Here is a 24,193-nt window from a genome sequence, read left to right as displayed (position 1 = left end):
CCGCACCGCCATGGACGGCGGATCTTCTGCGGAACTCTGCATGAATCACTCCAACGGCCCCAAGCGCCATCTGCCAGTGTTGCAGGCGCTGCTGATCACGCTGGGCATGGTGATCACCACCGACATCCTCAAGACCGCGCCGACCGTGGCGCTGAACGTCGGGCGGGAATATTTCTACTGGGTGTGGGTGCTCGGCGGCCTGGCGTCGATGGCCGGGGCGTTGTGCTTTGCCGAAATGGCCACGGCATTCCCACATCCTGGCGGCGACTATCACTTTCTGCGCACCGCCTATGGCGAGCGCATGGGGTTCCTGTTTGCCTGGTCACGCTTCTCGGTGATGCACACCGGCTGGATCGCCTTGTCGGCGTTCATGTTTGCCGATTACGTCAACGCCGTGGTGCCGCTCGGTCGATACGGCTCGGGGTTGTTTGCTGGCGGGGTGATCGCTGCGCTGGTGCTGCTCAATCTCACGGGCAAGCACATCGGTTTCATCACCCAGACCTTGCTGGTGGGCTTGTTGGCGCTGGGCTTTCTGAGCATCGCCAGCGCCGGGGTGTGGCTGGCGTGGCAGGGGATCGAAGCCGCGCCAGCAAGCGTCTCGGTTGCGCCGGAAAACACCGGTATGGCGGGGCTTTCGGCGGCCATGATTTTCGTGTTTCTGGCATTCGGTGGCTGGAGCGATGCGGCGACCTTGTCGGCGGAAGTGCGCGACGGTCGACGTGGAATATTCATCGCCATGCTCGGCGCGTTGACGCTGCTGATGGCGATTTATCTGGCGCTGAACTGGGCGTTTGTGCGAGGCCTTGGATTCGCCGGGCTGGCGGCGAGCAACGCACCGGCAGTGGAGTTGTTGAACCGTGCCTTTGGCGCGCCGGGTGTGCTGCTGATTCTGCTGATGGTGGGTATTGCGGCCATCGCCAGCATCAACTCGACCTTGCTGGTCGGCGCCCGCACCACCTATGCCGCTGCCCGCGATGTGCCGCAGTTGCGTCGTTTCGGCGAGTGGCACGAACGTGACGGCGTGCCGCGCAAAGCGTTGCTGGCGGAGGGCTCAGTGGCGTTGTTGCTGGTGCTGTTCGGCAGTTTCACCCAGAGCGGCTTCAACACCATGGTCGAGTACCTGACCCCGGTGTATTGGCTGTTTCTGAGCTTCAGCAGCCTGGCGTTGATCATCCTGCGCCGACGCTTTCCCGACGTGCCGAGGCCGGTGAAGGTGCCGTTGTATCCGCTATTACCGCTGCTGTTTTTCGGGCTGTGCCTGTACATGCTTTATTCGAGCGTGACAGTGGTGGGGTGGGGCGCATTTCTGGGGATTGGCGTGTTGCTGATGGGGGCGCTGCTGCTGGCGGGATTGAGCCGCCTGGCGTCGACGCCTCGGCAAGCTCTCGGACAGATCAGCGATTAGAACGATACCTCGGCAGGTTGCGACAGACGCAGTACCGACAAGTCCCCGGTGATGCGTTTGTACGCCAGTCGAATTGCCTCGATGTTGCCGGCGTTCTGCGGATTGTTTTCGTGCAGGATCACGATGACCTTGGTGCTCAACCGCTCCGGCTCCTTTGCCCCATGATCACGCCACTGCCCATAGGCATCGAACACGGTGAAACCGTCGGGAAACCGCGACGTCACTTCCTTGTCGAGAAACTCGCGCCAGCGCGCCGGGCTGACCGCACCGTCCTTGCCATCGACCGTGCCCACCGAGAAGTACAACTCGGTGCGGATCCACTGCGCCTGCGCCGGGCGCGAGGCGTCACCTTGCAGGGTCGAGCTGGCGGGGTCTTTGGTATGCACCGAAACAGCAGGAGGACTGGCGCACCCGGCGACAGCGACAAACAGTGCAGCCAGTAACAGGCGTCTTTGCATGGAACATTCCTTTTATGAGTCAAGTGCAGACGCGCAATGATAGGGGCTGAGATTAATAGCGATAAAAGATTAAAAAATGATTTCTTGGTTGATTAATGGAATAAGAAATCATCGAGTCGTGGGTACCGAACGCGCCAACGCCATCGCTGGCAAGCGAGCTCCCACAGGTTTTGTGGCGTGCACAAAGCCGCTGATCGACACAACCCCCTGTGGGAGCGGGCTTGCCCGCGAAGGCGCCGGTTCAGTCGATAAAGACGTTGGATGTGCCAACGCCATCGCTGGCAAGCCAGCTCCCACCGGTTTTGTGGCGTGCACAAAGCCGCTGATCGACACAACCCCCTGTGGGAGCGGGCTTGCCCGCGAAAGCGCCGGCTCAGTCGATAAAGACGTTGGATGTGCCAACGCCATCGCTGGCAAGCCAGCTCCCACGGGTTTTGTGGCGTGCACCAATCGCTGATCGACACAATCCCCTGTGGGAGCGGGCTTGCCCGCGAAAGCGCCGGCTCAGTCGATAAAGACGTTGGATGTGCCAACGCCATCGCTGGCAAGCCAGCTCCCACAGGTTTTGTGGCGTGCACAAAGCCGTTGATCGACACAATCCCCTGTGGGAGCGGGCTTGCCCGCGAAAGCGCCGGCTCAGTCGATAAAGACGTTGGATGTGCCAACGCCATCGCTGGCAAGCCAGCTCCCACAGGTTTTGTGGCGTGCACAAAGCCACTGATCGACACAACCCCCTGTGGGAGCGGGCTTGCCCGCGAAAGCGGTGTGACATTCAGTGATGAGGTTGGCTGATCTGACGCTTTCGCGAGCAAGCTCAGCGCCCCTCATGCTGCTTGCGATAAGCCCCCGGTTGCACGCCCACCGACTTGGCAAATGCCCGGGTAAACGCGGCGATCGACTGATAGCCCACCGCCGCACACACCTGTTCCACCGTGTGGTTAGTCCGCAGCAACTGGCAGGCATGCCGAATGCGCAACGCCAGCAATACCTGCCCCGGCGATTGCCCGGCCAGTTCGTTGAAGCGTTTGAAAAATGCCGAGCGCGACAGGCCGGTACTCGCCGCCATGCTCTCCAGCGACCACGGCAACTGCGGTTGTGCGATCAACTGGTCCAGCAACGGCGCGAACTGCGGATTGCGCGCCAATGCCACGAGGCCGCCGAGGCTCTGGTTGTCGGCCATCTGCTGACGCAGCACGTACAAAAACAGCAGATGACTCAAGCGTTCGAGCAGCGCCGAGGAGGGCGCCGGCAGGCGTTCGCACTCTTGCAGGATCAACTCGAACAAGGCTCGCGCCGCGCTGGAAGACGGATCGCCCGCGCGCAGGATGATCCAGTCTGGCAACCCCTCGATGATCAGCGATGACAATCCCGACTTGAAATGGAAGAACCCGCAAACCAGCCCGACACCGTCCTGCGCCTGGCTGTCGAGCGCGGTCATGGCGATGCGCGGCAGCGTCTGGGCGAGGGCTGTCTCTTCGGCGCTGGAGAGGCGGTAATTCAGATCCCGCAGCAGAAACACCGCATCCCCGGCGTTCAACGGTATCGACCGTGCCTGCCCATCAATGTGCAGCCAGCAACGCCCCTGCACGATCAAGTGAAAACTGGCGCGCGCCAGCCCATGCGTACTCGCGTGCCAGCCACCGCAATAGCGCCCGACGTGGAACAGGCTGGCGTCGAGTTCGAGGCTTTCTAATAACCAATCAACCAAAGGGCTGGACGAAATCATCTAATGGAAACACTCAGGAGCAAGTAATCGCTACTTTAGAATATGGATCGAAATTTTTATAACCAACAGACTGGCCGGACACTCAACAGCAGGAGTTCACTCCATGTCGCGCGTCACTCTACACACCGTACAAAGCGCTCCCGAAGCCGCCAGACCGTTTCTGGAAAATGCGCAGAAAAACTCCGGATTCATTCCGAACCTGCTGGCCGTGCTGGCCAATGCCCCGGCCGCGCTGGAAACCTACGTTACGGTATCGGCGCTCAATGGCAAGTCCGAACTCAGCCTCGCCGAGCGCGAAGTGGTGCAACTGATTGCGGCCACCAACCATGGTTGCGATTTCTGTGTCGCAGGTCATACCGCCGTGGCGCTGAATAAGGCCAAACTGCCGCCGGAAGTGGTCAGTGCGCTGCGTGAGAAAGCCACCGTGCCCGTGGAAAAACTGGAAACCCTGGCCGCATTTGCCCGCGAAGTGATTGCCACCCGGGGCAAGGTCAGCGATCAGACCTTCAACCAGTTCAAGGCTGCCGGCTACACCGAAGGCAATGCGCTGGAAGTGATCCTCGGCATCAGCCTGGCGACCCTGTGCAACTTCGCCAACGTGTTCGCCGACACGCCGCTCAACCCTGAGCTGGCGGCGTATCGCGCGTAATCCGCCAGCGCTTCGGGCCGCATCGTCTATGGTTGATGCGGCTGCGTACAAGGAGAGAAACGACATGCTCAATCCGGCATTGATGCAATGGCTGGAACACAACGCCCAGGCCCTGGATGCGGGCGACGGCGATCCGCAACAGGTGCTGACACAACTGGCGCAGGCCGGGGTGTTACGGGTCGGCGTCAGTCCGGCGCTGGGCGGCAGCGGTGGTCACGTCACCGATGCCGTGGAAACCCTGGCCGCCGTCGCCAGCCATTCATTGGCAGCGGCGTTCGTATTCTGGGGCCAAAGGGCCTTTATCGAATACTTGCTGCACAGTCCCAACGCTGCACTGAGGGAAAAGCTGCTGCCTTCACTGCTCAGCGCAGAACTGGCCGGCGCCACCGGTTTGTCCAACGCGATGAAGTACCTGTCAGGCATCGAGGCACTGCAAGTGCGCGCCGCCAGTGCCGCTGACGGCTGGACCTTGAACGGGCGCCTGCATTGGGTGACCAACCTGCGCAAAAGCGGTTTTGTGGTGGCGGCGGCGATCGAGCATGAGGCGGGCGGTTCACCCTTCGTGCTAGCCATCCCGGATGGAGCGGCCGGCGTAACACGTTCCGCCGACCTGCAGCTGATGGGGCTGCAATCGAGCAACACTGCCGCCATCGATTTCGCCCAAGTGGCGGTCGGTCGCGAATGGCTGCTGCATGAAGATGCGCGCAAGTTTCTGCCAGCGGTGCGCCCGGCGTTTCTTGGCTTGCAGTGCGGCATGGCGATGGGTCTGGCGCGACGGGCGCTGGCCGAGGTCGAAGGACATTTGCAGGACGGTCGTTCGATCCTGTTGGAGCCGTTGCAGGAACAACGCGAGCAATTGGCGCAGAGCGTCGACGCGCTCAAGCAGGGCCTGCACGACGGGCGTTTCCTGACCCAGCCGGGCGCCTTGTTCCAGATCCGCATCGCGCTGGCCGAATCCGCTGCCAATGCGGTGCAACTGGAATTGCAATCCAGCGGCGGCAAGGCCTATCTGACCGAGCACGGCAGTGGTTTCGCCCGGCGCTGGCGTGAGTCGGCGTTCGTGCCGATCGTCACGCCGAGCCTGGTGCAACTGCGCGCCGAATTGCAGCGGCAGAAACGGGAAGCGACGGCATGACCGCGCCGGTGCTGGAGGCGCAGGGCATCAGCCTCGGCTACCCGCGAGAGCAGGGCTGGCACACCGTGCTGGAGCACTTCGACCTGCAATTGCAGCCCGGCGAAGTGGTGACGATTCTCGGCCCCAGCGGTGTCGGCAAATCGAGTCTGCTGCGTGTCCTGGCGGGGTTGCAGGCACCGCAACAGGGGCGGGTGAGCCTGCTTGGCGAACCGCTGACCGGGGCGCACCCTCGAGTGGCGGTGGCGTTTCAGGACCCGAGCCTGTTGCCGTGGCTGACCCTGGAAAAGAACGTCGCCTTCGGTCTCGACTTCGCCCGCCAGCCGCATCTCACGGCCGAGCAGCGCAAGGCGCGGATCGACCACGCCATCGCTGCGGTCGGCCTCGAACACGCGCGGTTGCAGCACCCTGCGCAGCTGTCCGGCGGCATGGCCCAGCGCACCGCGCTGGCCCGTTGTCTGGCCCGTCAGCCGCAGGTGCTGTTGCTTGATGAACCGTTCGGCGCGCTGGATGAAATCACCCGCGCCGACATGCAGCAGTTGCTCCTGCAACTGATTGCCGAGCACCACACCGCAGCCGTGTTGATCACCCACGACATCGACGAAGCCCTGCTGCTTTCCGAGCGGATTCTGCTACTGGGTAACAGCCCGGCGCACATCCTCGGCGAGTGGCGCATCGACCTGCCTCAGCCGCGTGCCGAGCTGGTCGAGGAACTGGGCGCGCTGCGCATCGACATCCTCAAAACCCTTCGGCGGGCAAGCCGCAACCCCCTCACTCAACCTGTGCCCGCTACGTCGGAGATTGACCATGTGCCTGGACGACTTTACTCACACACGTCGTGACTTCCTAAAACTCAGCGCGTTGCTGACCGCTGGCGGCGCGTTGCCGCTGCTCAACAGCCTGAATGCCCGTGCCGCTGCCGAGCCGAACGCGCCGGTGCGCATCGGTTATCTGCCGATCACCGACGCCACGCCGTTGCTGGTGGCGCACAACAACGGGCTGTTCGAGGCCGAAGGCATTCAGGCCGAGCGCCCGGTGCTGCTGCGCAGTTGGGCGCAGGTGATCGAGGCGTTCATTTCCGGGCAGGTCAACGTGATTCATCTGCTGTCACCGATGACCGTATGGGCGCGTTACGGCAGCAAGGTGCCGGCCAAGGTCGTGGCGTGGAACCACGTCGGCGGCTCGGGCCTGACCGTGGCGCCGGGCATCACCGAGGTCAAGCAACTCGGTGGGCAATCGGTGGCGATTCCGTTCTGGTATTCGATTCATAACGTGGTGGTGCAGCAGCTGTTCCGCGATCACGGGCTGGTGCCGGTGAGCAAATCGGCGAGCGCCGCGTTGGCGCCGAATGAGGTCAATCTGCTGGTGCTGCCGCCGTCCGATATGCCGCCGGCCCTGGCGAGTAAACGCATCGCTGGTTACATCGTCGCCGAGCCGTTCAACGCGCTGGCCGAGGAACTCAAGGTTGGCCGCGTACAGCGTTTTACCGGCGACGTCTGGCGTAATCACGCTTGCTGCGTGGTGTTCATGCACGAGCAGGATCTGAACCACCGTCCCGAGTGGTCGCAGAAAGTCGTCAATGCGATCGTCAAGGCGCAGGTCTGGACCCGCGACAACCGCGCCGAGGCCGCAAAACTGCTGTCCAAGGACGGCGCCAATCGCTATACGCCGCACGCGCAACCGGTGCTCGACCGGGTGCTGTCGCCGGCCAGCAGCGACCGCGAGCAGTATCTGGCCAGCGGCGCGATTCAGCACAGGCATTGGGACGAGCAGCGCATCGATTTTCAGCCGTACCCGTTCCCCAGCTACACCGAAGAACTGGTCAAACGTCTGAAGGACACGCTGATCGAGGGCGACAAGGGTTTCCTCGCCAGCCTCGATCCGCAGCAGACCGCCAAGGATCTGGTGGATGATCGCTTCGTGCGCAACGCCATCGCGGCCGTTGGCGGCATGCAGACCTTCGGCCTGCCGGAAAGCTTCGAACGCAGCGAGGAGTTCGGCCTCTGATGCGCCAGCGATCTTCATTGACCGTGCAGGGTTTGTTGGGTGTAGCGGGGCTGTTGTGCCTGTTGCTGCTGTGGTGGCTGGGTGTGCATCTGTTTGGCGGCAACGACAGCCTTGCGTTGCGCTTTTCACCCGAGGCAACTCTGGCGAGCCTTGGCGACCTGTTGCTGCGCCCGGAGCTGTACGAGCATGTGCTGGTCAGCCTGAAGCGGATTCTGGTCGGGCTGCTGATGGCGCTGCTGATCGGTGTGCCGCTGGGCTTGATGATTGGCAGCTACCGGCATCTGGAAGCGGCGACCACGCCGGCGTTTCAGTTTCTGCGGATGATTTCGCCGCTGTCGTGGATGCCGGTGGTGGTGATGCTGATGGGCGTTGGTGATCAGCCGATCTACTTCCTGCTGACCTTCGCCGCGGTGTGGCCGATCCTGCTCAACACCGTGGCCGGCGTGCGCCAGCTCGACCCGCGCTGGCTGCAACTCAGCCGCAGCCTCAGCGCCACCCGCTGGGAAACCCTGCGCAAGGTGATCCTGCCCGGCGTGCTCGGCCATGTGCTGACCGGGGTGCGGCTGTCGATCGGCATTTTGTGGATCGTACTGGTGCCGTGCGAGATGCTCGGGGTCAGCGCCGGGTTGGGCTACTTCATCCTCGATACGCGTGATCGCCTGGCGTATTCGGAACTGATGGCGATGGTGCTGCTGATCGGCGTACTGGGCTTTGCGCTGGATGCGTTGGCGCGCTGGCTGCATCGGCGCTGGGCGCCGGCCTGAGGCTCTTCGCGAGTAGGCTTGTTCCCTGCGCGCAATCCCGCAATCACCACAAAGCCCTGTGGGAGCTGGCTTGCCAGCGATGGGGTCGTGTCAGCCACCACCTTGCAGACTGACCCACCGCCATCGCTGGCAAGCCAGCTCCCACAGTAATCTCGGCCAGTAACCAAGTCCGTGTACACCGCAAAACCTTTTAGGGGTCACGGGCTCGACGCTGGTTTCGCCAGCGCAATCCCCGCATCCCCCAGGCGCTTGAGAATCTCGAACAGCAGATCACTCTTGGTCCCGCCGACGATCCGTGGGCTGCCGACATAGCCCGTCACCGTCAAGGTGATGCCATCGGGCGAGAGTTTGCTGAAGCGTACGTACGACGCCGGTTTGTCGAGGATGTTTTCGTTTTCGTGGTAAGTGTTCAGCAGCAATTCCTTGACCTGTTCCGGGTCGATGTCCAGCGGGAACATCAGCTCCAGGCTCGCCACCCCCTGAGCGCTGCCGCCGAGGGTGACGTTGCGCAGGTTCTGCGAGATCAGTTGCGAGTTGGGCACGATCACGATGGAGCGGTCGCTGAGCTGGATTTCCGTGGCGCGCACGTTGATCCGGCGGATATCGCCTTCGACACCGCTGATGCTGATCAGATCGCCGACCTTCACCGGGCGCTCGGTGAGCAGGATCAGCCCGGAGACGAAGTTCTTGACGATTTCCTGCAAGCCGAAACCGATCCCCACCGACAACGCACTGACGATCCACGCCAGATTGGTCCAGCGCACGCCCAGTGACGACAGCGTCAGGAGGATAACCGTGGCATAACCGATGTTGGAAAACAGCGTGCTCAGCGACGCGCACATGCCCGGATCCATGTCGGTCTTGGGCAGGAATTCGTTGTCGAGCCAGCGGCGCAGGGCGCGGATCAGGTAGATACCGATCAGCAGCGCCAGCACGGCATTGATCAGGTGCGCAGGGACGATGTTCAGCTTGCGCAAGCCGGCACCACCCAGAATGCCCAGGACATTGCTGGTCAGTTGCCCGAACGTGGTGCCGATGCCGCCGACGAACAAGGTGATGACCGCCAGCAGCAACAGCCCGGCGCGGCTGGCACCGGACAGCACAATCGAGATCTGTTCCAGCCGCCGGTCGCCCAGGCCCAAAGTCTGCTTGAGCGTCTTGCCCGCCGAGTAGCGCGGCGAGAACAGGTACTCGCAGGCGTCCTTGACCACTTGCACCAGTAAATAGAACCCGGCCAGCACGATATAGGCCCAGACCAATTCATAGGTGACGAAGCGGGCCAGCGACACGTAGCCGGTGAGCAAGGCTAGCGCCGATATGCACATGCACACCGTGGCGATGCTGTAGATCGCTCCGGCGAACGTGCTGGCGGCCTCCGGTTCATTGGCGCTGATCAACGCCTTGCGCACTTTGCCGACGCGCAACAGCAACGGCACCAGAATCACGATCACCACGATGGCGATCACCCCGCGCTGGGCGATCACGATCTGGCTGCTCATGCCGGTGGCGTTGCTGACTTGCACCAGCGTCACCAGCACCAGCAGGGTGGCGGCGAGAATCCTCGGATACGGGCGCAACGCCAGCGCCACCGAATCGGCCATCGCCGGCAGCCGCCATGAAGGATGCTGGGTCGACAGCAGTGCGCGGCTCAACGCGGTGATCAGGACGCAGGCGTAAACGGCTTTTTCGAATTCTTCGGAAAAAGTCTGCAGCACTGGCGTCAGCGGCTCGTGACGGGTGCAGGCATAGAACAGCAGATGCAGGGCGATGGCTGTGGTGCCCAGGGTCGCCAGCGCCGAGGCGAATGCCAGCGCGCTGCGACGCAGGCGACCTTCCGGCATGCGGTGGATGCACAGCCAGGTCAGACCGCGTTCGGCAAGTCGGCGGCCGACCGTCCAGAAAGCCAGCGCCAGCAGCACCAGCACACAGGTGAAAAACCGTTCCCCCGGGGCCCATACGGTGGCCCAGGTGAGGTTCACCTGATCGATGAAAAACTTCAGGCGCTGGCGGTCGTCCGGCTCCGGCGCGACCAATGGCGACCAGAAGTCCGGGCTCAGGATGCTGTCGGTGCGCAGCGTCAGTTCGCTTTCGAGCAGTGTGCGGCGGATGCCGGCGATTTGTGTAATCAGCTCGGCTGCGCTTTGTTTGAGCGCGGCAAGGCTTTTGAGCGTGGCATCGACCTTGTTTTTCTGCTCGCTGAGCAACGCCCGTTGTGCGGCGATTTCCGCCTGTTCGGCGGCAATCTGCGTATCCGGTGCGGCGCCGAGCACCCCCAGTTGCACCGCCAGTTGCGCCTGCTGCGGCAACAACGATGCGGACAACCGATCGACATCCAGAATGAACGTCTGCACCCGGTCCTGCGGGCCTTCGAGCTGGTTGTAATTGTTGGCGGCGGAAATCTGCTGCTTCAGGCCGTCGAGACGCAGTTGTAAGGCTTGCAGATCACTTTGCGAGACCTCCACCAGCGGTGCCGCAGTGGTCGCCGAGGGCGCCGGCAAATCCGCCGCGCACAGCAGCGAACTGCCCGAAGCGAGCACGGTCAGCGCGACAAAAAACAATGACTTCAATGTGTTGCGCATCGGAGGGGCCGGTTCTCGTTGATCACACAATCTATGAGGTTAGGTGATCGAACCGGGCACGGCGGAAAATTTCGGCAGAGCAGGGCGCGCCACTGAATCAATCGCTTCGTGTACGCCCTCAGTCTCAGCTAAGTGTTGGCCCTTATCGTCTCCCTCAGCGCACATTCAGCGCTGGACAGGAGAGGCAACCCGCACATGAATCCCGCAAAAGCCGGATGGCTTAACAAAGTCCCCGAAGTGACACTGGCCTTCTGGGTAATCAAGATTCTCTCGACGACCGTGGGTGAAACCGGCGCTGACTTCCTCGCCGTGGATATTGGCTTCGGCGCTGGCTGGACCAGCATCGGCATGGCGCTGTTACTCGGGGGGGCGCTGTTCTTGCAAATGCGCAAAACTGCCTATACACCCTGGATCTACTGGTTGACCGTGGTGCTGGTGAGCATCGTCGGCACGCAGATCACCGACATCATGACCGACATGCTCGACATCAGCCTGTACGTCAGCACCGCGGTGTTCTCGGTGTTGCTGGCCGTGAATTTCCTGATCTGGTTCACGATGGAAGACAGCCTGTCGATCCGTGAAATCAACACGCCGCGGCGCGAGCTTTTTTACTGGTCTACGGTGCTCTGTACCTTTGCCTTGGGCACTGCCGCCGGGGACCTGGCCACCGAAGCGCTGGGGCTGGGCTTCACCGTCGGTGCAGTGATTTTCGGCGCGCTGCTTGCGGCGACGCTGCTGGCCAGGCGGATGGGGGCCAACGTGGTGCTGACCTTCTGGATCGCCTACATCCTGACTCGTCCGTTCGGCGCCTCTCTCGGTGACTTGCTGACTCAGGCCAAGACTTACGGTGGCCTGGGCATGGGCGCCGCCTGGACCAGTGCGATCTTCCTCACTGTCATCGTGCTGCTGGTGGCGGTCGCGCAGATCAGCCTTGGCAATCGCAAAACCCTCACTCAATAAACGTTTGGATACTCCCTCAAGGAATCAACATGCACGCCTTCAAAACCGTTTTTCGCCACGTCGCGATCATCTCGTCTCTGATGCTGCTCGGCAGCCTCGCCGGCTGCTCGAAACCCGCTGACAAACCCGCTGCCGGTGCACCGACCAGCTCTTTGAGCGCGCCGCCGCAATCGGGCTCGAAGCTGGGTGACCTGAGCGAGTTCCGCAACATCGCCGCCAACGTCAGTGCGCTGGTCGAGAAAAATGACCTGCCCGGCGCCAAGACCCGTATCAAGGATCTGGAAACGACTTGGGACTCCGCCGAAGCCGGCATCAAGCCGCGTGCCGCTGCCGACTGGCATGTGTTGGACAAGGCGATTGACCGCGCGCTGGATGCCCTGCGCGCCAGCTCGCCGCAGCAGGCTGACTGCAAGGCGGCCATGGATGATCTGCTGAACGCCTTCGATTCGCTGAATGGCAAACAGTGATCACAGCGCTGAAGCGGCGGCGGACAAACGCCGGTTCAAGTGCTTCAATACAGGCGCGATGGCAATGACCATCGCGCTTTTCTCTGTCGGAGCGCTGCATGCGGATTCTGTTGGTCGAAGATGACCTGATGATTGGCGAAGCCATCGAAGTCGCGCTCAAGGACGCGAGCTACGCCACCGACTGGGTGAAAAACGGCCTCACCGCGCTGGCGGCGCTGGACACTCAGAACTACGACCTGGTGTTGCTGGACCTCGGCCTGCCCGGCAAGGACGGGCTTGATGTGCTGGACGCCATTCGCGCGCGCAACAACCCCGTGCCGCTGCTGATTATCACCGCCCGCGATGGCCTCGATGACCGGCTGCGCGGCCTCGATGGCGGCGCCGACGACTTCCTGCTCAAACCTTTCGCCATGGCCGAGTTGCTGGCGCGGATGCGTGCGGTATTGCGCCGTCGCGGCGGTAACGCGCAATCGCTGCTGGATAATGGCGAGGTGTCGTTGAACCTGGTGTCCAAACAGGCCTCCACCGCGCAAGTCATTGAAGTGCAACTGTCCAGTCGCGAGTTTGCGCTGTTGCAGGCGCTGTTGATCCGCCCGGGGGCGATTCTTTCGCGCAGTGAACTTGAGGACCGGATTTACGGCTGGGGCAACGAAGTGGAAAGCAACGCGGTGGAGTTTTTGATCCATTCGCTGCGGCGCAAACTGGGAAACCATGTCATCAAGAATGTCAGGGGGATGGGATGGATGGTTTCAAAAGGCGTTTGAGCGATTCGGTGCAGGCACGGCTTTCGGTCACGCTGTCACTGGCGATTCTCATCGTCGCTTTGCTCGCCGGTGCATTCGCATTCGTTTCGGCGCTCGACGAAGCGCACGAAATGCAGGACGAAAGCTTGCGCCAGGTCGCGCTGCTGTTTGACCGGCAGCACATGACCCTGGGGTATCCCGCTGCCGTCCAGGCCGTTGGTGAGGATGAAGACTCGCGGATCACCGTGCAGTACCTGGCCGACAGCAGCAAAGCGCTCGGCACTGACGACGCCAGCCTTCCGTTGCCCTTTCCGCTGACCCTGGCCGATGGTTTGTCGACGTTGAACATAGCCGGTGAAAACTATCGTGTGTTGGTCAGAACCACCTCGGCAGGCGAGCGCATCGCGGTCGCGCAGGAAGCCGACGTGCGCGACAAGGAAGCACGGGAAAGCGCGTGGCGCAGTCTGTTGCCGTTTCTGATTCTGTTTCCGGTGCTGCTGTTGGTGGTGGCGGATCTGGTGCGCAAGCTGTTTCGCCCGATCGCGACCCTCTCGGCGGAAATCGATCAGCGTGACCAACAGGCGCTGCATGCGATTGATGAACAGCACCTGCCGAGCGAGATCCGGCCCTTCGTCGTGGCGATCAATCGATTGCTCCGCCGCGTTGCACAGGCCATGGAGGCGCAACGACGGTTTATCGCCGATGCCGCCCATGAGCTGCGTTCGCCGATGACGGCGCTGTCCCTGCAGGCCGAGCGATTGGCCGCTACGCCCATGTCGGCTGACACCCGGCAGAACTTTCTGCCACTGGCTCAGGGGATCGAGCGCAGTCGCAAGCTGATCGAGCAATTGCTCGCCCTGGCTGCCGCACAATCAATCGCGCAACGCGCCGAGGCCACCGTGTCGGTACATGCAGTGTTTCGCCGTGTACTGGAAGACCTCCTGCCACTGGCAGAGAACAAAGACATCGATATCGGCGTTGACAGCGTCGAGGACGTGCCGGTCCTCATCAACGAACTGGACCTGTTCATCCTGATCAAGAACCTGGTGGATAACGCCATCCGCTATACCCCGGCGGGCGGGCGAGTCGACCTCAGCGTCGAACGGACGGAGGCGGGCGCGCGCATCGAAATCAAGGACTCGGGGCCGGGCATCCGCGGCGAAGAACAGGCGCTGGTGTTCGATCCGTTTTACCGCAGCCTGGGCACCGGGGAAGCCGGGTCCGGGTTGGGGCTGTCGATTGTCAGGGCGATTGCCGAGCGGACGGGGATTCGGGTGGGTTTGAGTTTCGTCGATGAAGTGGCGCAGCGTGGCTTGCGCGTTTCGCTGTGGTTGTCCTCATAATGTCGCCCATCTTTCATCACCCATCCCAGTTCGACAGCCATGCCTGAAGAGTTCGAAGTTCCCAGCCCCCACGAGCAACACATCGAGCACACCACCCATCATGCCCATGCACAAGGCGATCGCTTCGCCAGCAAGATTGCGGTGATGACGGCGATCATGGCGACCGTGGGCGCCCTGATGAGTTATCAGGCCGGTTCGACGGAAAGTGAGGCGGCGATGGATAAAAACAACGCCGCGATCCAGAAGACCGAAGCCGCCAACGAATGGAACTACTACTAGGCCAAATCCAGCCGGCAGAATCTGTCGGATTTGGCCAGCCATCTGCCGGGGCTGGATTCCGCCCACTATGCTGCCGAGGCGCGGCGCTACGCGGAGCAGAAAGAGCAGGCGCGCAAGAAGGCCGAAGTGCTTGAGCAACAGGCACAAGCGTGGGAGGAAAAGTCTGAGCAGGTGCTGCATCAGCATCACCGCTGGGCTCAGGCCATGACCGCGATTCAAATCGCCATTTCACTGGCAGCCATCACCTTGCTGACGCGCAAGGAATGGCTGCGGCGCGTCTCGTTTGGCGCCGCCGGTGTCGGCGTCATGCTGGGATCGCTGGCCTGGCTGCATATTTGAGCGAGTTCGACTCCGGCTCGGAGTAGCGGTTGGCGCGGTTAATCGCCCAGGCTGCCATGGCTCATCAAAACACCACCCGGCCGGAAATACAGTGCTGAACGGCACCGCCCACCCAGACGGTGCCGTCCACGTTCTGGATGCTCAATCGGCCGCGGCGGCCGATGGCGGTGCCTTGGCTCACGGTGTAGCGGTCGCCAAGGATGCCTGAGCCGATCAGCCACTGAGCCAGGCTCGCATTGAGGCTGCCGGTGACGGCGTCCTCGGCGCATTCCTCGCCCATGAAGGCTCTGACTTCCACGTCCGTTTCAGCGTCTGGACCCGCCCACGGCGCAATAATCCCGACATTCAGCCCCTGCAGCGCCGCGTAATCAGGCTTGATCGCCAACACGTCTTCGCGACTCGCCAGCAACACGCCCGCCCACCCCGGGCCGTTATCGACCCATTGGCTCGCGCGGATCTGCCCGGTGGCGAGGCCGAGTCCTTGTTCAATCAGGTTGAGCGTCGTTGCCTCCAGCGGCCCGCTGCGCACCAATGGTGGCGCGGAGAACGCCAGTTGCGGACCTTGTTTGCGTACCCGAATCAAGCCCGCCGAGCACTCCTGGATAATCTCGACCTGCTCAGGCTTGTCGTTCTGCGCGAGCCACACTTTGCAGCTGCCCAGCGTGGGATGCCCGGCGAAGGGCAACTCTCGCAACGGTGTAAAGATGCGGACACGGTAGTGCGCGTCCGGCGCCTCGGGCTTCAGCAGAAAAGTGGTCTCACTGAGTTGCGTCCAGCGGGCGAACGCCTGCATCTGCTCGGTCGTCAGCCCATCTGCATCCACCACCACGGCCAGCGCATTACCTTCGTAGGGGTGATCGGCGAATACGTCGACTTGTTCGAACTGCAGCGAGCGTGGCATTGAATGTCCTTACAGGTTGAGTCAGGGAAGGTCTTTTACGCTCATGGATTCGGATCACGGTTGCTGAATGTCAGGTGCCGGTCCATGACATTTCGATATGCGTGTCGGTTGTGCCAGTCCGGCGAAAGCCCAGTCGTTCATAGAGCTTCTGCGCCAATGTGTTCGTGCGAAAAGCGCCCAACTGCAACGGCACCTTGCGGGCAGCGGCTTGCAGCTGGAGGTTCCTCAGCATGCGCGAGCCAATGCCCTTGCCTTGGTACGCCTGCGAAATAGCGATGTTCTGAACCTGGATTCGATCCTCTTTATCCAGAATCTGCACGTATCCAACAATCCGGCCATCTTGTTCAATAACCGAAGTGGCTGCGCAGGCGAATTCCGCTGTGAAATTTGCCCGTTGCCACTTCTCATCCCAGCCCCATATTTTCTCGATGTGCTCGCGGAAGACTGCTCGATGCAAGTCAAAGAGGGTTGTCTGGTCACCATCGGTGGCGGGGCGTAGCGTCATGCGGGTCTCTGATTTGTGCTTTTGGCTGTTGCTGAGGCTAGCGGCTGTAACAATAAACGGCAATTCGGATTGATCATGGCCCGCCGCATCTGACTGCCCCCGGACAATCACAACGCAACCCGCTCCAGAAACTGCCTGACCTCCAACGAATACGCCACCGGATGCGAGAACCGGAACATATGCCCGGTTCTCGGCATGATGACTTCCTGCGCGCTTTTTATGCCATTCAGCAGGATCCGCGCAGCCTGTTTACCGATCAGCCTGTCTTCCTCGGGCGTGAGGATCAGCGTCGGTACGTCGATCTTTGGCAGCAGGTCGGTGTAGTCGACGTTCTCGATCGAGCGCACGCGGTTGACGTAGGCCTTGTGCGGGGTGTGCTTGATGAAGAAGGCACGGCTCCTGGCAGATGACCAAGGGATTTCACCTTCCTTGTCGAACGATGAAGCCAGTTGCGCGGCGTGGAAGCGCAGGGTCGCCTGGCGATAAAACGGCCCGGGGAAAAACGGCGCCAGTGCGGCCAGCGTTTTCAGCAGGGGCGAGGTGATCGGGCTTCTGGCGAAACCGCCGGACAGCACCAGGCCCTTGAGGCCTGTGGGCTGGCGTGTTGCAACGGCGATCGAGGCGACCGCACCGTAGGAGTCGCCCACCAGTACATAGCTTTCGAGATCCTGCACCTGACCAACGATGAAGTTGGCGAGTTTTTCCAGATCAGCGACGTCGTCCGGCAAACGCAAAGTACGCATGGCGCGGTGCTGCAAGTGGGTGAGTGGGTCGAGCTGCCACGGTGCACCGGCGAAGCAAGGGACCATGACCAATGTGGGCTCGGTTTTCATGTGCATTCCTGGAGTGTTGAACGGATGTCCGCACTCTAGGAGCACCGAGGCCTGCGATCCAATGGCATTGGCGCAGCCTCTCGATGCACCAGATCGATCGTCAGTCGCCGATCAGCATTCTGGTCATCCACTCAACCGCCGGCTCGTTGGCGCGCCCGCGCGCGCGGACGACGAAAATCTCCCAGCTGGGCAGCGCCAGGGGCAATTCGAAAATGCTCAGTTGTGCGGTTTCCTGCATCTGCAAGGCGATGCGTTCGGCGACCACCGCAATCGACTCCGATGCGCCCACCATGAACGGCACCGCCAGAAAACTCGGGCAGGTGACGCTGACCTTGCGGCTGCGACCAAGCTGCTCCAGCGCGTCATCGACCGCGCCGCGGGCATCGCCACGGGGTGAAATCAGAACGTGCGGCAGGCGAGTGAAGTCATCCAGCGTCATGTGCAGTTTCCTGCCGCGCTTGACCAGTGCCGGATGTCCTTTGCGGGCGATGCCGACAAAACGCTCCTTGTGCGCGAACTGGCAATCAAAGCGTTGCGGCACCTGCGCAAACGAACCCGAACCCAGCACCAGGTCGATCTCACCGGCGTCCAGCAAGCGCATCGCCGATTCGCCATCCACCGGCCCGAGTTTCAGTACCACCTCTGGCGCCGCAGCCTGAAGTTTCGCCAGCGCCGGGGCGATGACGGTCAACACGGCGTAATCGGTGGCCGCTACCGACAGTGTCGCCTGCAGACGCGCCGGATCGAACGGCCCCCGTGGGCTGGCGACCAACCGTACCGACTCGAGCACCGCTGCCACTCTGGGCATCAGCTCGGTGGCCAGCGGCGTCGGCGCCATGCCACGGGGATTGCGAATGAACAACTGATCATCAAACGCTGTGCGCAACCGCGACAGGGCATGGCTAGTGGCCGACTGCGACAGGTGCAGGCGCTGCGCCGCACGCCCGACGTGCCTTTCCGCCCAAAGCGCCTCAAGCACCACTAGAAGATTGAGGTCGAAACGCGTCAGGTCCAGTGGCTTCATAGGGGGTTGGCCTTTTTACATTTCGGCGCTTTTATAAAGCGTTTTCGCAGCTCTCAACCGGTTCGGCGGCCGCTTCGGCAGCCATCTTTGCGCGGTCGGCCTTGCTGATGTATTTGGGCTTTTTCGGCGCCAGTTTGGCGCTGGCCTTTTTGGCCTTTTCCTTGAACAACTGCTGCAGTTTCTTTTGGCGGTTCATGTTTCTACTCGGTGAAGTGGAGCCGGGCATGTGCCCATCAAGCGCGCATTAAATCCGGGTCGCAGCCATTTGGCGAGCCTGTTGCAGCGATGCGGGATCAAACTGCTCACGGGTGTCCATTCGCACACCGCGCAAGCCCGCTGTTTCCAGCTGCGTCCTATACAGTGCCTGCGCGCAATAGTTGATCAGAATAGAGCGCCGACGTGCGCCATTCACGTTGCGACTGCCCGCGTGGAGCAGATCGACGTCAAACAGCAAAATGTCCCCCGCAGTCCCTGAAAGCTGCACGACAGCAGTCTCGTCGTTGGGGTCGAATGGTGGCTGTTGTGGTGAAGGTCGGTGACTGCCCGGGACGATGCGCGTGGCGCCGTTGTCGGGGCCGTAGTCATCGAAAAAGGCGATGGCGTTGACCATGTCGCCGGGCCGCTGGATCGACAGGTCGCGGTGCAGTTGCTGATGGCCGCCACCGGCCAGCGGTTCGCGACCCTCGACCTGGGACAGGAAGAAGCGTTCGCCAATCAGCTCACCTGCCACCGCCAGTACCTGCGGCAGGCGACACACCGCTTGCACCGTTGCATCCAGGTCCAGCAGCGAATGGCGCCAGTCCATGCCGCGCGGGACCGGCCAGTGTTCCGATGCTTGCACATTCGCATCGAATATCGCGCGCAGGTCGGCGAGCCAATTCCCCGGGATCGCATCGCGCAGCAGCGCGTAACCTTGCCGGTGAAGCTGCTCGCGCTCGATCATGGCTTCGGTAACGTCAGGAAATCGCTGGTCAGCAGCGCGCCGAGGGCTGTGTTCAAGATTGATCTTATCCAAGAGTGCATGTGTTGTTTTGAGACAGGGCTGCGCGCAGATTCGTAGACCGGTTGCAATCAGGATAGCCGACGCATGCGCCTCTGCATCGAGTCTACGTCGGAACACCGGCGCGCGCGTCCGGATTTGAAATACCCGCCACCGCCCGCTAGAGTCGCGCCCCTTGTCCGGCCAGCAGTGCCGGCGATGGCTGGGGAAGAGGGCGGCAGTTGAACGAACACACATTGTCCATGCGACTGGAGCGGGTGGCGGCGCATGTACCGGCTGGCGCGCGGTTGGCGGATATCGGCTCGGATCACGGCTATCTGCCGGTGGCTCTGATGCGCCGCGGCGCCATCGTTGCGGCGGTGGCCGGCGAGGTAGCGCAGACACCGTTCCATGCCGCGGTGCGCACAGTGCGCGACAACGATCTTCAGCCGTTCATCACCGTGCGTCTGGCCAGTGGCCTGGCGGCGATCGAGCCGGACGACGAGATTTCCGCAATCAGCCTTTGTGGCATGGGCGGCGAGACGATTCGCGACATTCTTGACAGCGGCAAGGCGCGTCTGCGCGGTCACGAGCGGCTGATCCTGCAACCCAACGGCGGCGAGCAACCCCTGCGCCGATGGCTGATGGACAACGGCTACCGCATCCTCGACGAGGAAGTGCTGCAGGAAAACCGTTTCTTCTACGAAATCATCGTCGCCGAGCGCGGCGCCCCGGTGAGCTACAGCGCCGAACAGTTGTACTTCGGCCCGTTGCTGATGCAAGCACGCAGCCCGGCATTCATCGCCAAGTGGCAGCGTCTCTTACGGCAGAGACAGAAAACCCTGACCAGTTTCAAACAGGCGCGCCAGGAAGTGCCCGAGGAAAAACTGGAAGAAATTTCGCGACAGATTCAGTGGATCACTGAGTTGTTGGCTTGATCTGCCGTGTTGGCGCTTGGGCTCCTTCAGGTTTAAAGTCAGCTTCAAGGTTAACGTGCTGCGGAGTCGGACATGAGAATCGGTGAACTGGCGAAAATCAGCGGACTGGCGCCTTCGCGTATTCGTTTTTACGAGGCGAGCGGGTTGATCACTTCGGTCGCGCGCAAAGCCAATGGCTATCGCGATTACGCCCCCGACACACAGTGGGTGTTGCATATCATCACCGGCGCGCAGGCGGCAGGTTTTTCCCTGGAGGAAATTCGTCAGTTGATGCCGATGAATGCCAACGGTTGGCAGCACGACCAGTTGCTCAGTGGCTTGAAGCAAAAGGTCGATGAAATCGAGGTGCTGCAGCAACGGCTGGCGCAGAACAAGGAACAACTGCTGCTGGTCATCAAAGGGATCGAGGGCAAACCTGCGGGGATGGCGTGTGCGGACAATGCGCAGAGGCTGATCCAACGGCTGTGCGAAGAAGGCGTGGCTTCTGCGCCCGACAAGCAGCCAGCAGCTGCGGCAAGAAAAGCAAACGCCCGTCAGGCATCCAGAGCCTGACGGGCTCACCTTAAACCTCGCTTTAAGGTCAACCCCGCTGCTGCGAATAATTTTTGCTGATGACATCGGACTTTTGCTTGACCCTCGACCTGACGTTAACGCTAGCGTCTGAAGCTGATTGGGCAAGGCAATAACGCTGCTATCAGGTCCTATGGAGCCTGCGCATGAGTCAGCGAAATCACCTTGAAAAAAGTCATTGACCTTAAAGTTGACTTCAATCTTATGGTGGCCTCATCTCCAGTTGAGGACTGCTCCATGAATGTGTTCGACCCCCTGACCTTACCCAACGGTTCGACCATCAAGAACCGTATCGCCAAAGCCGCCATGGAAGAAAACATGGCGGACGCCGACCAGGCACCCTCTGCAGAATTGATGCGTCTGTATCAGGCGTGGGCCGATGGCGGTGCCGGGCTGATCATCACCGGCAACGTGATGGTCGACGGCCGCGCGATGACCGGGCCGGGCGGCGTGGTGCTGCAAGATGATCAGCAACTCGACAAGTTCAAGCGCTGGGCGCGGATCGGCCGTTCTGCCGGTGCGCAGTTCTGGTTGCAGATCAATCATCCGGGGCGCCAGATGCAGTCCAACCTCGGGCAGAAAACCTGGGCGCCGTCAGCGGTGCCGCTGGACCTGGGCAAACTGTCCAAGCGTTTCGCCACGCCCCACGCCATGACCGCCAGTGTGATTGAGGACGTCATCCAGCGCTTTGCGCACACCGCACGCCTCGGTGAACAGGCCGGCTTCACTGGGGTGGAAATCCATGCCGCCCACGGCTATCTGTTGAGCCAGTTTCTCTCGCCACTGACCAATCAAAGGACGGACGAGTGGGGCGGCTCTCTGCAGAACCGCGCGCGGTTGTTGGTCGAGATCGTCAAGGCAGTCAGGGCCGTGGTTTCTGCAGAGTTTGCCGTAGCGGTCAAACTCAATTCTGCCGATTTCCAGCGCGGTGGATTCACCGCTGACGACGCGAAAAAGGTCGTTGAGCTGCTCAACGATCTGGGCGTGGATCTGGTGGAACTGTCCGGCGGCAGCTACGAAGTCCCGGCCATGCAGGGTGAGGCGCGCGATGGTCGCACGTTGGCTCGTGAGGCCTATTTCGTCGAGTTTGCCCGGGACCTGCAGACCGTTGCCAAAATGCCAGTGATGGTCACCGGCGGCATCCGCCGTCGTCCGGTGGCCGAAAGCGTTGTGCAAAGCGGCGTGGACATGGTCGGTATCGGCACCGCGTTGGCCATCGATCCGTACCTGCCGCGTGACTGGCTGCAGGGCAAGGACAACGCCCCGCAATTGCCGCCGATCACCTGGAAAAACAAGGCCGTCGCCGCCCTGGCGAACATGGCGGTGGTGAAGTTTCAGCTGGGTAAACTCAGTCGGGCGAAAAAGCCTGATCCGGGGGTGTCACCGTTACGCGCGCTGATTTTGCAGCAGATCGGCATGGCGTTTCGCACCCGGCAATATCGGCGCTGGGTGGAAAAGCGTTCGGCGTGAGTCGCAAGGCATTTCAATCGTGACGTTGGCGGACGCTCTGACGAGAGCCCGCCCACGTCAACCGGTCAGTTCGGCATCAGCACCGTATCGACTACATGAATCACGCCATTGGATTGCATGACGTCCGCGATGGTAATGGCCGCCTTGCCGCCTTTGGCGTCCTGCACCCACAGCTTGCCGTCGTGCAGCATCACGGTCAGCGATTCGCCCTGGACGGTTTTCAGCATCACTTTGCCGCCGTGCATTTTGGCGTCGTCCATCAGCTGTTTGCCAGTGTGAGTGCCGGCCACGACGTGGTAAGTCAGGATCTTCGTCAGGTCCACCTTGTGTTCAGGCTTGACCAAGGTATCGACCGTGCCGGCGGGCAGTTTTGCGAAGGCTTCGTTGGTAGGAGCGAAGACCGTGAACGGGCCCTTGCTGTTGAGCGTATCCACCAGCCCGGCGGCCTTGACCGCAGCGACCAGGGTCGTGTGATCCTTGGAGTTGACTGCGTTTTCGACGATGGTCTTCGTCGGATACATGGCCGCGCCGCCAACCATCACGGTATCGGCGGCAAAGCTGGACCCGGCGCCGAGGCAGAGCAGGGTGAAGCAAGCGACAGCAAGGCGTTTGATGAGCATGTGCATGGTGCGTCTCCTTGATTCTTCGACCCTTCGAATGAGGGTGTTGAATATACGGAGCAGGGGGTGAAACGGATGCAGCATGCAGCGAAAAACCTTTTGCGGTACGCCGAAACGGATTACCGCTAATCACGCAGGGTGGCTTCACCTGTGCGCGGGTTGGTCAGGGTCACATTCTCCAGCGCTCTGATGCGCCAAGCCTCGTTCTGCCTGATCAGCACCGCGAGAATCAGCGTATCCACCACATGCGCCCCGGCCGGATGTGCAGCACCGGCCGACAAACGACTCCAGAAATGAATGATCGCCACCCCGTCAGCAACAGGATCGATATCGATCAGTTCATTCTCAAGAGTGGAGTCACAATAGATCGTCTGGTGAATGGGCGCGTGCAGCGCAACGATCTGCTCGACGCCCCGAACGAAGTGGCCGAAACGATTGACGAACGTCGCTTGCGGATCGAACAGAGCTCCGAGTGCCGCCATGTCGTGAGCGTTCCAGGCTGCCTGGAATGCGCCTGGAGCGTCTTCGGGTTTATTTATCTGAGTCATGGCCGGGGCCTCGCAGATCGTTAGAATGCGCTTTTAAACATAAGAAACTCAGTATGGATGTACAAGCGCTCGAAAGTAGCGACGTTTTATCGTTCACGTTGGATCAGGCACATCGCTGTTTCGAAATGGTCGTCAGCCTGAAGGACGGCTGCCGATGCAAACTGACGGCGTGGAATATCGATGGCGCAGAGTTGCCCATCAGTCTCGGTGCTCTGCACATTCAAAATTCTCGCGTCCTCGGAGAGCTGGAAGGGATCAGCTTTGTTGAAAACGTTCTATCTCTCGAGGGCGATTTTGGCGATATGTCTATCGAGGCGGACACGGTTTTGGTCGAAAAGCTGATTTAGGCTTTGAGCGCAAAGGGAAGGATCGCCCTCTCGATAGACGATTCCATTCAAATCTCTGTCAACGCTTGGCGCAATACATTCTGTCTGTAACCTGAGGTTCTGCCGGCGCGCTTGTTTCTAAACCTGACGCCAGCGCCTGATCAATCATTTTCCAAGGAGGTCCCCATGACAACAGGGCAGTGTCTTTGCGCGGCAGTACGCTTTTCCCTCACGGTGGAACCGCGCTTTTTCTATCGCTGCCACTGCTCACTGTGCCGCAAACAGACCGGTGTCGGGTTCAACCTCGCTACTCTGGTCAGCGCTCGGGACTTTCGTTGGGACGCAGGGCAGGACTCGATCAACAGTTGGATCATATCCAGCGGCTACAGAAACGACTTCTGCGCACAGTGCGGCTCGACCGTGCCCAACCCACTTCGCGAATCGCCTTACGTGTGGATTCCGCTCGGACTGCTTGATGAGGATCTGAGCATGGAATGCGTTGGCGATTTCTGTGTGGACGATGCCATGTCATGGGATACGCAGCGTTCAACGCAGAGTTATCACGGGGCGGTGGAGTCACTGGCGTTTCTTCTGCAAAAACTCCGGGTCAATCCTGACTGACCCGAAG

The 24,193-nt window shown here is 61.3% G+C and carries 26 protein-coding genes and 1 pseudogene; 16 read left to right on the top strand and 11 right to left on the bottom strand.

Annotated features, from left to right (window positions below; translation table 11 throughout):
• Positions 1 to 40 precede the first annotated feature (40 nt).
• Positions 41 to 1,405 (top strand): APC family permease, encoded by a 1,365-nt coding sequence (locus ACYZUM_RS13385; RefSeq protein ID WP_108182915.1) that lies wholly within the window; start codon positions 41 to 43, stop codon positions 1,403 to 1,405.
• Here ACYZUM_RS13385 and ACYZUM_RS13380 read toward each other — a convergent pair.
• The gene (locus ACYZUM_RS13380; RefSeq protein ID WP_108182914.1) at positions 1,402 to 1,863 is read right to left on the bottom strand and encodes a DUF3574 domain-containing protein; all 462 of its coding nucleotides are present in this window, start codon (positions 1,861 to 1,863) and stop codon (positions 1,402 to 1,404) included. The genes ACYZUM_RS13385 and ACYZUM_RS13380 overlap by 4 nt on opposite strands.
• Positions 1,864 to 2,677: 814 nt before the next feature.
• Complete coding sequence (locus tag ACYZUM_RS13375; RefSeq protein WP_108182911.1) at positions 2,678 to 3,589, bottom strand: AraC family transcriptional regulator; 912 nt, start codon at positions 3,587 to 3,589, stop codon at positions 2,678 to 2,680.
• Positions 3,590 to 3,692: 103 nt separating this feature from the next.
• On the opposite strand from ACYZUM_RS13375, the gene ACYZUM_RS13370 reads away from it, so the two are divergent.
• From ACYZUM_RS13370 to ACYZUM_RS13350, 5 genes are all read left to right on the top strand, one after another.
• Positions 3,693 to 4,238 carry a carboxymuconolactone decarboxylase family protein gene (locus ACYZUM_RS13370; protein ID WP_007966370.1) on the top strand — a complete coding sequence of 182 codons (546 nt, stop codon included), beginning with the start codon at positions 3,693 to 3,695 and terminating at the stop codon, positions 4,236 to 4,238.
• Positions 4,239 to 4,302: 64 nt separating this feature from the next.
• Positions 4,303 to 5,373 (top strand): acyl-CoA dehydrogenase family protein, encoded by a 1,071-nt coding sequence (locus ACYZUM_RS13365; RefSeq protein ID WP_108182910.1) that lies wholly within the window; start codon positions 4,303 to 4,305, stop codon positions 5,371 to 5,373.
• Positions 5,370 to 6,212, top strand: a complete 843-nt coding sequence (locus ACYZUM_RS13360) for an ABC transporter ATP-binding protein (protein WP_108182909.1) — start codon at positions 5,370 to 5,372, stop codon at positions 6,210 to 6,212. The genes ACYZUM_RS13365 and ACYZUM_RS13360 overlap by 4 nt, the downstream gene beginning before the upstream one ends.
• The gene (locus tag ACYZUM_RS13355; RefSeq protein WP_108182908.1) at positions 6,178 to 7,377 is read left to right on the top strand and encodes an ABC transporter substrate-binding protein; all 1,200 of its coding nucleotides are present in this window, start codon (positions 6,178 to 6,180) and stop codon (positions 7,375 to 7,377) included. The genes ACYZUM_RS13360 and ACYZUM_RS13355 overlap by 35 nt, the downstream gene beginning before the upstream one ends.
• Entirely contained in the window at positions 7,377 to 8,141 is a 765-nt protein-coding gene (locus ACYZUM_RS13350) for an ABC transporter permease (RefSeq protein WP_108182907.1), read from the top strand. The genes ACYZUM_RS13355 and ACYZUM_RS13350 overlap by 1 nt, the downstream gene beginning before the upstream one ends.
• A gap of 197 nt (positions 8,142 to 8,338) precedes the next feature.
• On the opposite strand, the gene ACYZUM_RS13345 is transcribed toward ACYZUM_RS13350, so the two are convergent.
• Positions 8,339 to 10,720 (bottom strand): DUF3772 domain-containing protein, encoded by a 2,382-nt coding sequence (locus ACYZUM_RS13345; protein ID WP_108182906.1) that lies wholly within the window; start codon positions 10,718 to 10,720, stop codon positions 8,339 to 8,341.
• 195 nt (positions 10,721 to 10,915) lie between these two features.
• Between ACYZUM_RS13345 and ACYZUM_RS13340 the strand changes: the two genes are divergently transcribed.
• The 5 genes and pseudogenes from ACYZUM_RS13340 to ACYZUM_RS13320 all read left to right on the top strand — a co-directional run bounded on the left by ACYZUM_RS13340 (position 10,916) and on the right by ACYZUM_RS13320 (position 14,851).
• Positions 10,916 to 11,680 (top strand): COG4705 family protein, encoded by a 765-nt coding sequence (locus ACYZUM_RS13340; protein WP_108182905.1) that lies wholly within the window; start codon positions 10,916 to 10,918, stop codon positions 11,678 to 11,680.
• Between the two features lie 29 nt (positions 11,681 to 11,709).
• Positions 11,710 to 12,147 carry a hypothetical protein gene (locus ACYZUM_RS13335; protein WP_108182904.1) on the top strand — a complete coding sequence of 146 codons (438 nt, stop codon included), beginning with the start codon at positions 11,710 to 11,712 and terminating at the stop codon, positions 12,145 to 12,147.
• A 98-nt stretch (positions 12,148 to 12,245) separates the two neighbouring features.
• Positions 12,246 to 12,911 carry a response regulator gene (locus tag ACYZUM_RS13330; RefSeq protein WP_108182903.1) on the top strand — a complete coding sequence of 222 codons (666 nt, stop codon included), beginning with the start codon at positions 12,246 to 12,248 and terminating at the stop codon, positions 12,909 to 12,911.
• The gene (locus ACYZUM_RS13325; protein ID WP_108182902.1) at positions 12,887 to 14,233 is read left to right on the top strand and encodes an ATP-binding protein; all 1,347 of its coding nucleotides are present in this window, start codon (positions 12,887 to 12,889) and stop codon (positions 14,231 to 14,233) included. The genes ACYZUM_RS13330 and ACYZUM_RS13325 overlap by 25 nt, the downstream gene beginning before the upstream one ends.
• Positions 14,234 to 14,272: 39 nt before the next feature.
• A pseudogene (locus ACYZUM_RS13320) lies at positions 14,273 to 14,851 on the top strand (DUF4337 domain-containing protein).
• A gap of 64 nt (positions 14,852 to 14,915) precedes the next feature.
• Here the strand turns inward: ACYZUM_RS13320 and ACYZUM_RS13315 are convergent.
• From ACYZUM_RS13315 to ACYZUM_RS13290, 6 genes are all read right to left on the bottom strand, one after another.
• Entirely contained in the window at positions 14,916 to 15,752 is an 837-nt protein-coding gene (locus ACYZUM_RS13315; RefSeq protein ID WP_108182901.1) for a PhzF family phenazine biosynthesis protein, read from the bottom strand.
• Positions 15,753 to 15,822: 70 nt separating this feature from the next.
• A complete protein-coding gene (locus ACYZUM_RS13310) occupies positions 15,823 to 16,257 on the bottom strand; it encodes a GNAT family N-acetyltransferase (RefSeq protein ID WP_108184404.1) in 435 nt (144 codons plus the stop codon).
• A gap of 107 nt (positions 16,258 to 16,364) precedes the next feature.
• The gene (locus ACYZUM_RS13305) at positions 16,365 to 17,090 is read right to left on the bottom strand and encodes an alpha/beta fold hydrolase (protein ID WP_108182900.1); all 726 of its coding nucleotides are present in this window, start codon (positions 17,088 to 17,090) and stop codon (positions 16,365 to 16,367) included.
• A gap of 100 nt (positions 17,091 to 17,190) precedes the next feature.
• Complete coding sequence (locus tag ACYZUM_RS13300) at positions 17,191 to 18,114, bottom strand: LysR family transcriptional regulator (RefSeq protein WP_108182899.1); 924 nt, start codon at positions 18,112 to 18,114, stop codon at positions 17,191 to 17,193.
• A gap of 31 nt (positions 18,115 to 18,145) precedes the next feature.
• Positions 18,146 to 18,310, bottom strand: a complete 165-nt coding sequence (locus ACYZUM_RS13295; RefSeq protein ID WP_108182898.1) for a DUF2986 domain-containing protein — start codon at positions 18,308 to 18,310, stop codon at positions 18,146 to 18,148.
• Positions 18,311 to 18,358: 48 nt separating this feature from the next.
• Entirely contained in the window at positions 18,359 to 19,057 is a 699-nt protein-coding gene (locus tag ACYZUM_RS13290; protein ID WP_108182897.1) for a phytanoyl-CoA dioxygenase family protein, read from the bottom strand.
• A gap of 278 nt (positions 19,058 to 19,335) precedes the next feature.
• Between ACYZUM_RS13290 and ACYZUM_RS13285 the strand changes: the two genes are divergently transcribed.
• The 3 genes from ACYZUM_RS13285 to ACYZUM_RS13275 all read left to right on the top strand — a co-directional run bounded on the left by ACYZUM_RS13285 (position 19,336) and on the right by ACYZUM_RS13275 (position 22,071).
• Positions 19,336 to 20,031, top strand: coding sequence for a tRNA (adenine(22)-N(1))-methyltransferase (locus tag ACYZUM_RS13285; protein WP_108182896.1), 696 nt, complete (start codon positions 19,336 to 19,338; stop codon positions 20,029 to 20,031).
• A 72-nt stretch (positions 20,032 to 20,103) separates the two neighbouring features.
• Entirely contained in the window at positions 20,104 to 20,583 is a 480-nt protein-coding gene (locus ACYZUM_RS13280) for a MerR family transcriptional regulator (RefSeq protein ID WP_108182895.1), read from the top strand.
• Positions 20,584 to 20,838: 255 nt separating this feature from the next.
• The gene (locus ACYZUM_RS13275) at positions 20,839 to 22,071 is read left to right on the top strand and encodes an NADH:flavin oxidoreductase/NADH oxidase family protein (protein WP_108182894.1); all 1,233 of its coding nucleotides are present in this window, start codon (positions 20,839 to 20,841) and stop codon (positions 22,069 to 22,071) included.
• A 65-nt stretch (positions 22,072 to 22,136) separates the two neighbouring features.
• Here ACYZUM_RS13275 and ACYZUM_RS13270 read toward each other — a convergent pair whose 3' ends face one another.
• Together ACYZUM_RS13270 and ACYZUM_RS13265 are read right to left on the bottom strand one after the other, a co-directional pair.
• Entirely contained in the window at positions 22,137 to 22,697 is a 561-nt protein-coding gene (locus tag ACYZUM_RS13270; protein ID WP_108182893.1) for a fasciclin domain-containing protein, read from the bottom strand.
• A gap of 119 nt (positions 22,698 to 22,816) precedes the next feature.
• A complete protein-coding gene (locus ACYZUM_RS13265; RefSeq protein WP_108182892.1) occupies positions 22,817 to 23,239 on the bottom strand; it encodes an SgcJ/EcaC family oxidoreductase in 423 nt (140 codons plus the stop codon).
• A 53-nt stretch (positions 23,240 to 23,292) separates the two neighbouring features.
• On the opposite strand from ACYZUM_RS13265, the gene ACYZUM_RS13260 reads away from it, so the two are divergent.
• Complete coding sequence (locus ACYZUM_RS13260) at positions 23,293 to 23,586, top strand: hypothetical protein (protein ID WP_041074690.1); 294 nt, start codon at positions 23,293 to 23,295, stop codon at positions 23,584 to 23,586.
• A gap of 165 nt (positions 23,587 to 23,751) precedes the next feature.
• Positions 23,752 to 24,186: a GFA family protein gene (locus tag ACYZUM_RS13255; protein WP_108182891.1), complete on the top strand. Its 435-nt coding sequence runs from the start codon at positions 23,752 to 23,754 to the stop codon at positions 24,184 to 24,186.
• The last annotated feature ends 7 nt before the right edge of the window (positions 24,187 to 24,193 follow it).

It is taken from the genome of Pseudomonas sp. m6p, from assembly GCF_055760375.1.
This window is presented reverse-complemented; position numbering and strand designations above follow the sequence as displayed.

What these genes read in the sequence shown, in the direction of transcription:
- ACYZUM_RS13385 (WP_108182915.1), top strand. Translation starts at nt 41, where the DNA reads ATGAATCACTCCAACGGCCCCAAGCGCCATCTGCCAGTGTTGCAGGCG.
- ACYZUM_RS13380 (WP_108182914.1), bottom strand. Translation starts at nt 1,863, where the DNA reads ATGCAAAGACGCCTGTTACTGGCTGCACTGTTTGTCGCTGTCGCCGGG.
- ACYZUM_RS13375 (WP_108182911.1), bottom strand. Translation starts at nt 3,589, where the DNA reads ATGATTTCGTCCAGCCCTTTGGTTGATTGGTTATTAGAAAGCCTCGAA.
- ACYZUM_RS13370 (WP_007966370.1), top strand. Translation starts at nt 3,693, where the DNA reads ATGTCGCGCGTCACTCTACACACCGTACAAAGCGCTCCCGAAGCCGCC.
- ACYZUM_RS13365 (WP_108182910.1), top strand. Translation starts at nt 4,303, where the DNA reads ATGCTCAATCCGGCATTGATGCAATGGCTGGAACACAACGCCCAGGCC.
- ACYZUM_RS13360 (WP_108182909.1), top strand. Translation starts at nt 5,370, where the DNA reads ATGACCGCGCCGGTGCTGGAGGCGCAGGGCATCAGCCTCGGCTACCCG.
- ACYZUM_RS13355 (WP_108182908.1), top strand. Translation starts at nt 6,178, where the DNA reads ATGTGCCTGGACGACTTTACTCACACACGTCGTGACTTCCTAAAACTC.
- ACYZUM_RS13350 (WP_108182907.1), top strand. Translation starts at nt 7,377, where the DNA reads ATGCGCCAGCGATCTTCATTGACCGTGCAGGGTTTGTTGGGTGTAGCG.
- ACYZUM_RS13345 (WP_108182906.1), bottom strand. Translation starts at nt 10,720, where the DNA reads ATGCGCAACACATTGAAGTCATTGTTTTTTGTCGCGCTGACCGTGCTC.
- ACYZUM_RS13340 (WP_108182905.1), top strand. Translation starts at nt 10,916, where the DNA reads ATGAATCCCGCAAAAGCCGGATGGCTTAACAAAGTCCCCGAAGTGACA.
- ACYZUM_RS13335 (WP_108182904.1), top strand. Translation starts at nt 11,710, where the DNA reads ATGCACGCCTTCAAAACCGTTTTTCGCCACGTCGCGATCATCTCGTCT.
- ACYZUM_RS13330 (WP_108182903.1), top strand. Translation starts at nt 12,246, where the DNA reads ATGCGGATTCTGTTGGTCGAAGATGACCTGATGATTGGCGAAGCCATC.
- ACYZUM_RS13325 (WP_108182902.1), top strand. Translation starts at nt 12,887, where the DNA reads ATGGATGGTTTCAAAAGGCGTTTGAGCGATTCGGTGCAGGCACGGCTT.
- ACYZUM_RS13315 (WP_108182901.1), bottom strand. Translation starts at nt 15,752, where the DNA reads ATGCCACGCTCGCTGCAGTTCGAACAAGTCGACGTATTCGCCGATCAC.
- ACYZUM_RS13310 (WP_108184404.1), bottom strand. Translation starts at nt 16,257, where the DNA reads ATGACGCTACGCCCCGCCACCGATGGTGACCAGACAACCCTCTTTGAC.
- ACYZUM_RS13305 (WP_108182900.1), bottom strand. Translation starts at nt 17,090, where the DNA reads ATGAAAACCGAGCCCACATTGGTCATGGTCCCTTGCTTCGCCGGTGCA.
- ACYZUM_RS13300 (WP_108182899.1), bottom strand. Translation starts at nt 18,114, where the DNA reads ATGAAGCCACTGGACCTGACGCGTTTCGACCTCAATCTTCTAGTGGTG.
- ACYZUM_RS13295 (WP_108182898.1), bottom strand. Translation starts at nt 18,310, where the DNA reads ATGAACCGCCAAAAGAAACTGCAGCAGTTGTTCAAGGAAAAGGCCAAA.
- ACYZUM_RS13290 (WP_108182897.1), bottom strand. Translation starts at nt 19,057, where the DNA reads ATGATCGAGCGCGAGCAGCTTCACCGGCAAGGTTACGCGCTGCTGCGC.
- ACYZUM_RS13280 (WP_108182895.1), top strand. Translation starts at nt 20,104, where the DNA reads ATGAGAATCGGTGAACTGGCGAAAATCAGCGGACTGGCGCCTTCGCGT.
- ACYZUM_RS13275 (WP_108182894.1), top strand. Translation starts at nt 20,839, where the DNA reads ATGAATGTGTTCGACCCCCTGACCTTACCCAACGGTTCGACCATCAAG.
- ACYZUM_RS13270 (WP_108182893.1), bottom strand. Translation starts at nt 22,697, where the DNA reads ATGCACATGCTCATCAAACGCCTTGCTGTCGCTTGCTTCACCCTGCTC.
- ACYZUM_RS13265 (WP_108182892.1), bottom strand. Translation starts at nt 23,239, where the DNA reads ATGACTCAGATAAATAAACCCGAAGACGCTCCAGGCGCATTCCAGGCA.
- ACYZUM_RS13260 (WP_041074690.1), top strand. Translation starts at nt 23,293, where the DNA reads ATGGATGTACAAGCGCTCGAAAGTAGCGACGTTTTATCGTTCACGTTG.
- ACYZUM_RS13255 (WP_108182891.1), top strand. Translation starts at nt 23,752, where the DNA reads ATGACAACAGGGCAGTGTCTTTGCGCGGCAGTACGCTTTTCCCTCACG.